Source organism: Psychrobacter sp. PSP, assembly GCF_024085615.1.
GTDB classification, from domain to species: Bacteria; Pseudomonadota; Gammaproteobacteria; order Pseudomonadales; family Moraxellaceae; genus Psychrobacter; species Psychrobacter pacificensis.
This window is the reverse complement of record NZ_JABLTF010000021.1, coordinates 298397-308740: the sequence shown is the minus strand read 5'-3', so window position 1 is coordinate 308740 and position 10344 is coordinate 298397. Positions and strand designations below refer to the sequence as shown.

Below are 10344 nucleotides of genomic sequence, written 5' to 3'. Positions count from 1 at the left end.
CTTGCTATTCTTCGTCTATATATAAATAAACATAATATCCAGTTGGTATCGACTCCATGAGCGACCAAGCCCTATGCTCAATTAGGTTGTTGATCCATATTTGCGCCCAGTTTAATTGCTGGACAGGTAGTTTATGGCGTGGTGAGTATTGCATATTAAATATTATCTAACCTTAAAGTTTTTCAGGACCTTGTATTTAATCATTTGGTTATTAGCTTCTATAATATCTAGCAGCGCACCTTTGTAACCGATCTGCTGAGACTCATTTAAGTCATATTCAACCGCATTACTAAAAGCGGGACGAGCCATATCACCTGAAAACTCGCGATAGCCAATATTTACTTTCGAGCCGACTTTACCATTGTATAGTAATGTTTGCTGAAAGCTGTTGGCGTCAGCGGTAGTCCAATTCTGTTGTTTAAAGTCTAATCCAGTCTTGCAATCTACATTCATGTTGTAGACTGTAAATATACAAATAGCATTATCTGACTTTCGTAAAGTTAAACCTTGCGTTGGATCTGATAGCGGGCCATCTACAACTTTTCCAGCACCTGATTCATTTGATATACCATACTGTATATACTCAGCATCCTCACCACGCTTTGGGTAATACCCTTGCTGTAATGTATGTTGAAAGCTAGTTTTTTGCGTGACAGGGAAATATAGGGCATCACGCTCAGTAACCATACCTTGGCTCAGCATTCTGTCACCTACGTAAGCTTCATTAATGCTATTGATTGGCGGCTCACTAATTTCTCGCATTTGCGGCTGATAATTAGTCAATGGCGTAGCACAGCCTACAACTGCAAATGAAGCAACCACACAGATTAATGTTTTATACACAACTTAGTTCCTTGTTTTAAATCACAGAAGCTATGAATATAAAACAATAGAAACATTAGAGCAACTTTAATTAATAAAACAAATTTCTAGTCCTTAATCTGATCCTCAAAACTCTCAACAACATCGTCTTCATATGGCATTAGCTCAATAGGATCAATCCAGTCATCAGCATCTTTAACTTTCATGTTATAACCAAAGCTCATGATGTTAGCCGCGGCTTGCTCGATACGCCTACCAATATTCAAGCTACCACGTCTTGAGCGATACTCTGCCCACTGCTTAATCTCAATCATTGTAAGATTGCTTTTGACTTGGTGAATTGTAGTACCACCGATACCTGCAAGTGCAAGCTCGTAGAGCAATTCGTTCTCGCCAGCTATGAAGCCTTTTTGCTCTTGGCCACCTGCTTCTCCACAGCCTTTTTTATATTATCAATCCCCCACACCTTATCAAATATAGCGCTACCCATTGCTTGTACAAAAGTATCTTCGACTTGCTGCTGAGTAAATAATTGCTCACCTTCATCATCAACCAGTGCTTTGCTAATCCATTCTGAGGTCACATCTTCTTTATTGTTCATACGACGATGCAAGTCATCAGTGACCGCAAAAGGTAACTGTTTGATTCGGATATCAACCTCAAGTTCATCGCCATTATGATAAAAACTGACTGTTTCATCGCGAATCTCTGATACCAAGCTACCCGCTTTCACATCTAACAATAAAACCTTAGTTGGTTTTTGCACTTCCGGAGTGTTTGAATCGTCTTGAGCAATTGGTGCTTTCTGAGTCTCTTTAGCCTTTGGAGTCTTTGCCATCTTACTAATCCTCTAAAAATAGTTAGACCCCAATTAAGGGGCCTATTTTTCGTTCATATTGTCACTGGTTTATGGCGTGGGTAGCTTGTACGCAGTGACCGCTTTAGTCTGGCGCTTCATTCCGACCGAATGCTTAACCAGTGAATCAGGGTCAAATGTTGGAGGGCTGGCTCTCAATCGTGTGATAAATGAGGTCCATGTGCGCGTCTCAGGCAGTGTAACTTCTGCTGTCACCATTTCTGGCTCAATGTCTTTCCCGTCTGCCCAGCCCACGAACACCTCCACTAGCTCTTTATCTTCTGCTAACTGCAGCAGTGTCATATGCGTAGCATTTTTAGGATCGGTATTGATAGTGAGCGAACCCTCACCCGGCTTATTCAAACCATATGTTGATGTTGCAGAATCTGGCTCATCAAGGCATGTGTCATCAATTTCAGTGGGGCTGTCATCACCAAGTACGATGCCAGTAATACAGTCCATGCGAGTGAGCGTTGGCGCAGCTTCATCGCCGTGTTTAATCCAAACTTTGGTGCCCTGCGTAAGTACACCTTTTTCTTTCTTAGCCATGATCGGCTCCTAGTGTTGTTGGTAAATAGTTAACGCGCTAATATCCAGTTCGCATCGAAGCCGCGACCGTATAGCTTAGCCTTGCTGTCATGCTGATTAATTGAAGGGTTTAATATCCAAGATTTTTGCTCAAGCACTGTACGCACTGCATCGCGTATCGCATAAGCAGATTTAGCATCTGTCGCGTAGACCATTATTTGATACTGCGTATCATCAAAATTAGCGGGTTCGTCCAAATGATTGTTTGCTTGACCTGAGATTGCTTGCCAGACGATATAAGGTGGGGCTGTACCGTGTGGCGCTACGTCCTCATGTAATTTTGCTTCTACATCAATTAATAAGGCGAGTGTCGCATCGGCTTTTAAAGCTCGATAGATTGGTAAACTCATAGCTTGGCAATCTCCTTGTCGAGCTCTTCTTTATATGCTCTGGAAAATTCAGCTTGTACTGCATCCATATTGTTATTTAGCGCCGGTCGTAAAAAAGGATCTGCACTATTAGTTGCACTGCCGAACTCTTTAAAACGCCAGTACCAGGTATCACCGCCGGGGTTTTTCTTATCGCCTTGCGTCTGATAAGTGCGCCCTATACGGTTTGCACGTCTATTGTCTGCATTAGTGCCGTAATTTTTTGCACCGCCTTTTACGCCAACTTTCATCACGACATTATCAACACCCTTGGTTTTACCAGCTTTGGTAACAATGTTTTTCCAAATCTTTTCGGGGCTGTCTTTGTCATCAAACGCTTTAGCGTTGACTACAGCCGCTTTTTTAACGATGTTCATTGCTTTGCGTGATGAACGCACAGCAGCGTTCTTTGCTTTACGTTGATTGCCCAGCTGACGTAGTTTGGCTTGCACTCCATCAAGCCCAGTGATTTCGTTAGCCATGGCTTAATCCTTAAATTGCTCAATACCGCCTGACAAAGTGAACGTTGTATATTCCAAGCCACTATCGCCATCATCAAGACCTTGGCTATCTATTGCATATAACCGGCCTTTCCAAATCACACGCATAGTGGTATCGATATCAAGACCAGTGCTATACCGGACTTTCATTCGAGCCGTTATTTCAGAGTCTGCAGCTTGTGCGCTAAGTAAATCTTTAGTAGAGAGCGGCGTGATTTTGGCATACGCTTTTTTGTAGAATATCCAATCTGATGGCAATTCATACCCATCATCATCGCGGCCGCCTTTAACGTAGCTTTGGATAGTGACACGATGTCTTAGCTCGCCTGCATTGACTGCCATATCATTCACCCATCTAAAAAGGTTGAGCCCGTCTGCTCATCGTCGTTATCTTGTTGATCAACGAGCTCATTTAATATCTCATCGTGCTGATCAAGCAGTCGCAATATGATTTTTTCTTTCTCACTAGACTGCTGGATTAGTACGTTATTTTGTTCGACTATCTTTGTCGCTAGAGCTATTAAGCTTGGCAATGAGTCGTTTTGCTCGATCTCTTGCTTCATCGGCTCTTCGTTTAATCCACTCATGGCGTGCCTCGCATCCTTTACATGACATAATATTAGATTCCCATTCGGCGGTAAGGCTGTAGCAGACAATAAGTACCCATCGGCATCTCATTCATAGATGACTCAGACACAGCTTCACGATGGGCATACCAGTGGCCAATCATTAGCAAAGTTGCCTGATCAATAGATGAATTATCGATAACACCATCGGGATCATCATCCGGTACCGCCATTTCGTAAATGGTCCGGTCTAAGTACATCTGAACATGGTCGCGAGCAGCTGCCATATATCCAGCCAGCAGCGCATCTTCATCATCGTGCTCGATGCGGCATTGGTGCTTGACCTGCTCGAGTGTGACCATAATTAATCTGCCTTATCTTTAGTATCGTTTTTGGCTGCTGCTTTAGGTTTTGGCGTTTCCGCTTTTACTACCTCACCATGAGGTGCATCGACCTCAACAGCATGGCCTTTTTGCACCAGTTTCTTGCCTTCGGTATCATCCACTTCGACAGTGGTATTACTCTGTCGAAAAATTCGATTAACCATCGTGTATCTCAAAGTACGTATAAACATAATTAATTACTCCGACTTGTTTAGAGACTATTCTTCAGCCTTATTTACCTTTGTTTTCCGCCGCTTCTTTAGCCTTAGCTTTTTCAGCAGCTTCTTTTTCAGCGGCCGCTTTAGCCTTAGCATCATCGGCGGCTTTTTTCTTATCATCTTTATCGTCAGCCGCTTCGGCATAGCCTTTATCAATAAGCTGCTGACCTGTGATATCAGTAAACTCACCAACCTCGCCAGTGGTATATGTCTGATTACCCATGCACGTAACGTCTTTAAACTTAACTTTCATGACCTGCTCCTTTTAGTAAGACAAAATCAGCTTAGTAAACTGGCTTTGGCTTAATAAAAAAACACGCAACTTGATAGACAGGTTGCGTGTTTTGTATTTTTAAGGATAAAAGTTTCGTTATGGGGCAACTGTCAAAGAGCCTTTGACAAATGCTTGTGGGCGATAGACAGTCAGCGTTAAGCGCTCTTCAGCACGGACAGATACCATATTCTTCTCAAAATCATCAGCGTTCTCAGTAGAGACAACCACGTTCGCATCTTCACGGTCAAAGATTTGCGCGGCATCTGCGAACGAGCCAGTTAAGAAATTGCCAAGCATGCCTTCCTGATTGGTTTGCGCGACTGGCAGCCCCCATAGGCGCGCTTCTAACGTACCAAACGGATTGCTGAACAAGTAGCCTTTTGTGTTGGCATCTTTGATCAGCTCAATGTCGGTCCAGTCGATATCGTGCATCACATGGCCAGTTGCTGATAGCTCAGCCAAAGTTACTTGCAGCATTGCCAAGCGCATAATATCCAGGCTGTTTGAAGGCGTAGTTTTAGTGCTAGGATTGGCAAATGCTTGTGCTTGCGGATAGATACCATGCAAGTTATTACCCACACCGCTACCAAATAGCAGCTGTGTATCTTCGACACGCTTTAGACCGTTAAGTAAGCGACCATTAATGATGCTTCGCAGTTGTGGTAAATCATCAAGCGTCTGCTTAGCGATTTTCATTAAGTGAGCCACTGTCTTGACGCCAGACAACACTTCTTCAAATTCAATATTCGAATATGGCTTGGTTGTATTTTCAGCAACCGTCGCAGCGTTATTCTCGAACAGTGTCTCACGCAAATAAGCAACCGCATTTGATTCAGTATCACCTGGCGCCAATAAATCACGCACAGTTAGGCGCTGGTTTGGATTGGTAATAATCTGAGTAGTACCATCAACTGGATTGACAGCAAATGAAGTCAGTGCTGCACGAGGTACATCAATAGCTAAGCGGCGACCAGCAACTACAGAGTTACTAAACTCAATAATGCTATCGTTTGCGATGACAAGATCACCTGCGCGGTTACGGGCTGGTGCTTGATTACCGCCATTACCAATGCGTGCGAATAATTGCTCAGCTTCACCCAGTTCCGTTTGTAGACGGTTTTGAGTGTCGCGCATCGTGTTTAGGTCTGTGAGTAGCTTATCTACTTCAGCCTTGGTCTGACTGGAAAGCTCTCCTGCCTTTTGAGCTTCTTTTAGCGCATTTTCAGCAGCAGGTAATGTTTTTTCGGTCAGCTCTTTCACGCTAGCATTGACTTGCTTTAGCTGTTCAGCCGTTTGATCTTTATTTTGATCAGACATAATTTTTTCTCACAAAAAAAGCCGCCAATAGGCAGCTGTGAATGAATGGGTTGGTTTACTTTAGGTTGATATTGATTGAGTTAATCGCATTCTGCAGATTGTCAATCAATCCACTCAGGTCAACGCCAGCGTTTTGCGTAGCATCTGGTTGAGTAGCGCTAGGCGTACTCTTTAAATCTTTTACAAGACCACGGCGCTCTTTGCGAGACATACCCGCTTGCGCCATGATTAAATCTAGTTTGTGAGCAGCGATGCGCTCTTTAGCAGTATTGTTGGTTTGCTCTGCAATCACATCAGAGTCCAAAAAGCTATCAGCCATACCTGTCTCAACGGCCTGTTTGCCATTGATCCAAGTCTCTTTATCCATCTGCAGTGATAGCTCAGTCGCCTCCATACCACTTTTGACATGATAAATATCAGCAATAGTCGCATCGATTTGCTCTAAAAAATCAGCGACTTCGCGCATATCATTACGATTGCCACCAACACCAGTCCATGCATTGTGAATCATGAAGAAGCCAGCACGCGCAATCTTAACTTCATCAGCCGCCATTGCGATAAACGAAGCTGCGCTTGCAGCCATTCCAAGTACTCGCACGGTTACATGACCAGCATATTCGCGCAGCATGTTGTAGATCGCCAAGCCTTCGAATACATCACCACCAGGGGAGTTAATATTAACGACGATATCTGCACCGTTAAATCTTTTAAGTTGAGCGCTGATAGACTTGCCAGTTATACCACCATCGGTCCACCAGTCATAACCGATAACCTCTAAGATATTAATAACGTGTTCAGAGTCATCGTCTGACGCTTTGATGTCTGGATTCCATTGGTCCAAAGCAAGCGGCATTCTTACATCATGCGTTGCTTCAAAATCAGCTTTTGGCATCATTGTTCGCTTGCTCATCTTTGGTAACTCCATTGTAGTTTGTGCCCACTTGATCAAGCGGGATTAATGCTGATTGAATAGTATATTTATCACCACCTTCAATCGGCGGCATATTTTCTTTAGACCGGACTTCATCGCGGTTTATCCAACCGTTATTCAGACCTGATGAATAGTATTCAGAGCGCGTCTTACTGTCCGCTCGTAGCAAGCCTTCGACATTAAACTCAACATAGTATTTATCACTATCAAGTTTGCCGATAAGACAACGTAGAATCTCTTGCTCAATATTGACCAGCAGTGGTCTGAATGTGTATTTTAAAAAATGTAAGTCTTGCGCTTCAGCAGATGCCGCCCATGAGCTTTGTTTGTCAAAATGACCAATCATAATGGGTGATACACGGAACCAACGACAGATTTCTTCAATCTCAAAGGAACGTGTCTCTAGCATCTGTGCTGCTTCTGGATTCATGGTCACGCCGTTGTACTGCATGCCATGCTCAAGCACCATTGTCTTGCCAGCATTACTGCTGCCCATAAATCTTTCTATATGCTTACTTAAGCTGGTACGTTGTTCTTTATTAAGCTTTTCTGAAGTGGTTAAAAACCCAGAGGTTTGCAATCCATTCTCAAAGAACTTACCAGCTGCTTGCTCAGCGGATGCAGCAGTAGCGAATGTTTCGCGGCCCTTATTTATGGTAAAGATACCCATCACGCCATCGACACCAAATGCGCGAATATGCATGACATCTTTATGACCAATTTCACGTCGCGTACCTTCATCTGTGTAGTGATACTGCAGCAGCTGATTGTTTTTATTACGAGTCACACTTACGTGCTGTGGCAAAAGAGGCTCTAGGGAAATAATTCGCTTGCCTGTGATATTGCGCTTAATCTCAACGTAAGCATTGCCCCAAAGCAGTAGGCTTGCCACAATCATTTGCATGAATCGTGCAGGCGTCATCTCATAATTGGGCGAACGACACAATAAATCGTATAGAGGATGCTGTTTGGCCACCACACGACTACCGTCAGCTTTGGTTTCATAAACCTTTAGCGGTAATGTTGATACTGTCTCAGCGACTAAGCGTACGCACGAAAAAACAGTACTAAGCTGTAAGGCACTGTCAACAGTGACGTTTTTACCACTGGCTGTTCTGGTCGATATATTGTCGCTAGGCGTTAGACTCAGATGTCCATCCAAGCCTAAAAAACTGATTGCGGCTTTTGCAGCTTTTGCAAAACGCTTGGGCTTGATTAGATTAAGCACATTGAATCCTTAAATATTAAACGCCGATCATGATTGGGTCATCGTAGAAGCCATTATCGCCGCCACCATCGCCAGCCAATACCATGGCGCGACTGATACCCATTAATAGAGCAACAGCACCATCAATTTTTTTGTAGTTGGTTTCTTTACGCGGGAATACGTTGTTGTTGGCGTCTTCGCGTGATACGACATTACCAATCATCCAAGATAGGACTGGATGACCGTCATGATGAAACCGCCCGCCTTTCATTGCAGCCTCTAACTCACGCATAGCAGGAGAAAAAGACTTAACCGTCTTAGGAATCTTCACCGCGTCATAGCCTGCCGCTTCAATAGTAGCCGCAACTTGGAAACCGCCCCATTCATCGTAAGGTACTTCGGTTAATGGAAAGTTTCCCGCATCAGAAACCAAGTCTTCAGCGATGGCATTCAGGTCATTTTCAGCGCCATCATGGACTTCAAGCAAACCCTGGTTCATCCACTTTTGGTAGCGCTCAACCGCTTGCTTCTCATCGCCCTTATAAACCGTGTCTTCTGGTAAATAAAACCATGGCGCCAAGCAGTAGTAATGAAGCTTGCCATCATCCTCAAAGCGATAAAATAGATTAATGCGCGCTGCAATATCAATCTTAGACGCCAAATCAATCGGCATGACGCATGGTGTGGTTGAAAAATCATCGATGCTTAGCGTGTCATCAGCACACGCGCGCCAATGCTCCATGTTAAAGAAAGCTGATTTTGCTGATACCCAAACGTTTAGATGCTTGGTCTTAAAAGAGTTTTGACGGCTGGCGTTATTGATAGCTTTGGTCTGCTGAGACTTTAAGAAATCAGCATATACAGAAACATCATAATTTGGATTGGCTTTGATTAGGACGTTTGGGTCGGTCCAATCATCGCCGTCATCGATACTCCAAATCCAACCAAACAGCTCATCATCTGGCACATTGCCAAGCAGCATGTCTTGCACGCGGCTGCGCAGCTCATAGCATGGGCCTTCAATATTATGACCAGCCGTAGTAATGATAAACATCATCGGTTGGCGGCGTGCGCCCATACCCGTTTGCATCGTGTCATAGAGACGACTATCAGGATGCTCATGATATTCATCGACGATAGCGCAATGTGGCGACTGCCCATCTGGCGGATCACCGATAATTGGCTCAAACAAAGAGCCATCATCAGGGCGCTCGAGACTGGCCGCGTTAATCTGTATGCCAGTTGCCTGCACTAAAGCGGGCGAACGTAACACCATCAGACGTGCCGGCTTAAAAACCTCCCACGCTTGCTTCTCTGTTGTAGCACCTGAATAAACCTCACTACCAAACTCACCGTCATTGGCAAACATATTAAGAGCGACGCCGGCAGCAATTGCTGACTTACCATTCTTACGTGGCACTTCCCAATAGGACTCACGGAAGCGTCTGAAGCCATCTTTTTTACGCATCCAACCGAACGTGACCGCGATGCCAAATTTCTGCCATGGCTCAAGCTGAATTTTTAAGCGCTTTAGGGCCCACTCACCTTTGGTATGAGGTAGCAATTCAACAAAAAGTATCTTTTTTTCGGCAGCCTTTGGGTCAAATTTGTATGGATAGTCACGTTTTTTTGACGATTTTAAGTCATCCAAGTGACGTTGGCACGCCAAAACTACCCATTTGCACGCTGGAACTTTGCCTTTGACAACTGCTCGGGCCCACTTATTGGCGATATCAACATTAGGATAATCGGCCATATTTATCTCGCTTGAGCATCCGTCACATATTCAGAACACCTGCAAATGGGTTGGTTTGATTTTTATCGCCAGCACCCGTTAAGCGTTGACGAGATGACGGATCTAATCCTAGTAAGCTACCAAAAGTTGCCATCTGTCTTGCTGCCTCGTTGAGTGCGGTTAATGCTGGATTTTTAATCGGACTACCTGACGCGCCCATAACGGTAACACCTTCTTTCGCAAGCTCCATCTGGCTTTTACGATAAGTGTCGTAGGCCATGCAAAAAACTTCTACGTTGTGCATATCTGTAATTCTAAGCAATTCGTTTTCAAGTAATTCAGGAACGATGGACCGCCAAATCATCGGCGCAAATTCTAAATCGCTCATGTATTCTGGCGGCTCAATATCGACCACTTCGCTAAATTCGGGAACGTTGATGTTTTTATTTTTCGATTTTCTCGGATCAGCCTTGCGGCCGCGTCCTGGTACCGCCGCAATTCCTCCCATAGCAAAAAATCCTTAACCGGTCAATAGGGCAAACTTTTAATTAAACGCTCGTAAAAATGTACTTTAGGGGG

The 10344-nt window shown here is 44.2% G+C and carries 16 protein-coding genes; all 16 read right to left on the bottom strand.

The window, feature by feature from the left end:
* Positions 1 to 162: 162 nt before the first annotated feature.
* The 16 genes from HL061_RS13175 to HL061_RS13100 all read right to left on the bottom strand — a co-directional run bounded on the left by HL061_RS13175 (position 163) and on the right by HL061_RS13100 (position 10273).
* A complete protein-coding gene (locus HL061_RS13175) occupies positions 163 to 843 on the bottom strand; it encodes a hypothetical protein (protein WP_252962958.1) in 681 nt (226 codons plus the stop codon).
* Positions 844 to 929: 86 nt separating this feature from the next.
* On the bottom strand, positions 930 to 1205 hold the full coding sequence (locus tag HL061_RS13170) for a hypothetical protein (protein WP_252962957.1): 276 nt from the start codon (positions 1203 to 1205) through the stop codon (positions 930 to 932).
* Positions 1206 to 1219: 14 nt separating this feature from the next.
* On the bottom strand, positions 1220 to 1660 hold the full coding sequence (locus HL061_RS13165) for a phage tail assembly chaperone family protein, TAC (RefSeq protein WP_252962956.1): 441 nt from the start codon (positions 1658 to 1660) through the stop codon (positions 1220 to 1222).
* A 69-nt stretch (positions 1661 to 1729) separates the two neighbouring features.
* Positions 1730 to 2227, bottom strand: a complete 498-nt coding sequence (locus HL061_RS13160) for a phage tail tube protein (protein WP_252962955.1) — start codon at positions 2225 to 2227, stop codon at positions 1730 to 1732.
* A gap of 29 nt (positions 2228 to 2256) precedes the next feature.
* Entirely contained in the window at positions 2257 to 2616 is a 360-nt protein-coding gene (locus tag HL061_RS13155; protein ID WP_252962954.1) for a DUF3168 domain-containing protein, read from the bottom strand.
* Positions 2613 to 3116: an HK97-gp10 family putative phage morphogenesis protein gene (locus tag HL061_RS13150; RefSeq protein WP_252962953.1), complete on the bottom strand. Its 504-nt coding sequence runs from the start codon at positions 3114 to 3116 to the stop codon at positions 2613 to 2615. Before HL061_RS13150 ends, HL061_RS13155 begins: the two co-directional genes overlap by 4 nt.
* Positions 3117 to 3119: 3 nt before the next feature.
* On the bottom strand, positions 3120 to 3476 hold the full coding sequence (locus HL061_RS13145) for a phage head closure protein (protein WP_252962952.1): 357 nt from the start codon (positions 3474 to 3476) through the stop codon (positions 3120 to 3122).
* A 5-nt stretch (positions 3477 to 3481) separates the two neighbouring features.
* The gene (locus HL061_RS13140; RefSeq protein ID WP_252962951.1) at positions 3482 to 3721 is read right to left on the bottom strand and encodes a hypothetical protein; all 240 of its coding nucleotides are present in this window, start codon (positions 3719 to 3721) and stop codon (positions 3482 to 3484) included.
* 32 nt (positions 3722 to 3753) lie between these two features.
* Positions 3754 to 4062 (bottom strand): head-tail connector protein, encoded by a 309-nt coding sequence (locus HL061_RS13135; RefSeq protein WP_252962950.1) that lies wholly within the window; start codon positions 4060 to 4062, stop codon positions 3754 to 3756.
* Between the two features lie 2 nt (positions 4063 to 4064).
* A complete protein-coding gene (locus HL061_RS13130; protein ID WP_252962949.1) occupies positions 4065 to 4247 on the bottom strand; it encodes a hypothetical protein in 183 nt (60 codons plus the stop codon).
* A 67-nt stretch (positions 4248 to 4314) separates the two neighbouring features.
* Positions 4315 to 4554 carry a hypothetical protein gene (locus HL061_RS13125; protein WP_252962948.1) on the bottom strand — a complete coding sequence of 80 codons (240 nt, stop codon included), beginning with the start codon at positions 4552 to 4554 and terminating at the stop codon, positions 4315 to 4317.
* A 117-nt stretch (positions 4555 to 4671) separates the two neighbouring features.
* Positions 4672 to 5892: a phage major capsid protein gene (locus HL061_RS13120; RefSeq protein WP_252962947.1), complete on the bottom strand. Its 1221-nt coding sequence runs from the start codon at positions 5890 to 5892 to the stop codon at positions 4672 to 4674.
* A 55-nt stretch (positions 5893 to 5947) separates the two neighbouring features.
* Complete coding sequence (locus tag HL061_RS13115; protein WP_252962946.1) at positions 5948 to 6802, bottom strand: head maturation protease, ClpP-related; 855 nt, start codon at positions 6800 to 6802, stop codon at positions 5948 to 5950.
* Complete coding sequence (locus HL061_RS13110; RefSeq protein ID WP_252962945.1) at positions 6771 to 8051, bottom strand: phage portal protein; 1281 nt, start codon at positions 8049 to 8051, stop codon at positions 6771 to 6773. Before HL061_RS13110 ends, HL061_RS13115 begins: the two co-directional genes overlap by 32 nt.
* A gap of 16 nt (positions 8052 to 8067) precedes the next feature.
* Entirely contained in the window at positions 8068 to 9786 is a 1719-nt protein-coding gene (locus HL061_RS13105; RefSeq protein ID WP_252962944.1) for a terminase TerL endonuclease subunit, read from the bottom strand.
* A 22-nt stretch (positions 9787 to 9808) separates the two neighbouring features.
* Entirely contained in the window at positions 9809 to 10273 is a 465-nt protein-coding gene (locus HL061_RS13100) for a phage terminase small subunit P27 family (protein ID WP_252962943.1), read from the bottom strand.
* Positions 10274 to 10344 lie beyond the last annotated feature (71 nt).

Bases quoted from the DNA above. Each gene is read 5' to 3' on its own strand.
- HL061_RS13145 (WP_252962952.1), bottom strand. From the start codon at position 3,476: ATGGCAGTCAATGCAGGCGAGCTAAGACATCGTGTCACTATCCAAAGC.
- HL061_RS13115 (WP_252962946.1), bottom strand. From the start codon at position 6,802: ATGAGCAAGCGAACAATGATGCCAAAAGCTGATTTTGAAGCAACGCAT.
- HL061_RS13135 (WP_252962950.1), bottom strand. From the start codon at position 4,062: ATGGTCACACTCGAGCAGGTCAAGCACCAATGCCGCATCGAGCACGAT.
- HL061_RS13105 (WP_252962944.1), bottom strand. From the start codon at position 9,786: ATGGCCGATTATCCTAATGTTGATATCGCCAATAAGTGGGCCCGAGCA.
- HL061_RS13155 (WP_252962954.1), bottom strand. From the start codon at position 2,616: ATGAGTTTACCAATCTATCGAGCTTTAAAAGCCGATGCGACACTCGCC.
- HL061_RS13125 (WP_252962948.1), bottom strand. From the start codon at position 4,554: ATGAAAGTTAAGTTTAAAGACGTTACGTGCATGGGTAATCAGACATAT.
- HL061_RS13100 (WP_252962943.1), bottom strand. From the start codon at position 10,273: ATGGGAGGAATTGCGGCGGTACCAGGACGCGGCCGCAAGGCTGATCCG.
- HL061_RS13140 (WP_252962951.1), bottom strand. From the start codon at position 3,721: ATGAGTGGATTAAACGAAGAGCCGATGAAGCAAGAGATCGAGCAAAAC.
- HL061_RS13130 (WP_252962949.1), bottom strand. From the start codon at position 4,247: ATGGTTAATCGAATTTTTCGACAGAGTAATACCACTGTCGAAGTGGAT.
- HL061_RS13120 (WP_252962947.1), bottom strand. From the start codon at position 5,892: ATGTCTGATCAAAATAAAGATCAAACGGCTGAACAGCTAAAGCAAGTC.
- HL061_RS13165 (WP_252962956.1), bottom strand. From the start codon at position 1,660: ATGGCAAAGACTCCAAAGGCTAAAGAGACTCAGAAAGCACCAATTGCT.
- HL061_RS13150 (WP_252962953.1), bottom strand. From the start codon at position 3,116: ATGGCTAACGAAATCACTGGGCTTGATGGAGTGCAAGCCAAACTACGT.
- HL061_RS13160 (WP_252962955.1), bottom strand. From the start codon at position 2,227: ATGGCTAAGAAAGAAAAAGGTGTACTTACGCAGGGCACCAAAGTTTGG.